We start from the raw sequence: 630 nt of genomic DNA, 5'->3' as shown, positions 1-630 counted from the left end.
GCCCAGGCCGACTCCGCCGGCCACCGCGCCGAGGAACTCCGTCATGCCGCACCGCCCTTCGCTGCGGCGTACATCGACTCCACGAGGTCGTGGAACATCGCGTCGATCGACGCGCGCTTGACCTTCTGCGTGGCGGTCAGCTCGCCGTCCTCGTGGTCCAGCTCCTTGGGCAGCATCCGGAAGTACTTGATCTGTTCGACCGGGTTGTGGCGCTTGTTGACCTCGTCGATGATCGACTGGACCAGCGTGCGCACCTCGTCCTTCTCGGCGAGGTCGCGGTAGGTCGTGAAGCCGAGCTGGCGCTGCTGCGCCCAGGCGCCGACGGTGTCGAGCTCGATCCCGATCAGCGCGGTGAGGAACTTGCGGCCGTCGCCGATGACGATGGCCTCCTTGATGAACGGCGAGGCCTTGATGCCGTTCTCGATCTCCGACGGCGCGATGTTCTTGCCGCCGGCGGTGATGATGATGTCCTTCATCCGGTCGGTGATCCGCAGGTAGGTGCCGTCCCACTCGCCGACATCGCCCGTGTGGAGCCAGCCGTCGGCCGAGACCGTCTTCGCCGTGGCTTCCTCGTCCGCCCAGTAGCCCGCGAACACGGCGGGGTGGCGGGTGAGGATCTCCCCGGTCTCC

At 67.3% G+C, this 630-nt stretch carries 1 pseudogene; it reads right to left on the bottom strand.

The window, feature by feature from the left end:
- Positions 1–41: 41 nt before the first annotated feature.
- A pseudogene (locus ACOADB_RS23695) lies at positions 42–630 on the bottom strand (long-chain fatty acid--CoA ligase); the annotation flags it as partial.

The organism is Nocardioides sp. CPCC 206348, from assembly GCF_048654705.1.
Lineage (GTDB): Bacteria > Actinomycetota > Actinomycetes > Propionibacteriales > Nocardioidaceae > Nocardioides.
Note: the sequence above shows the minus strand (reverse complement) of the source record. Positions and strands in the feature narration are given on the sequence as shown.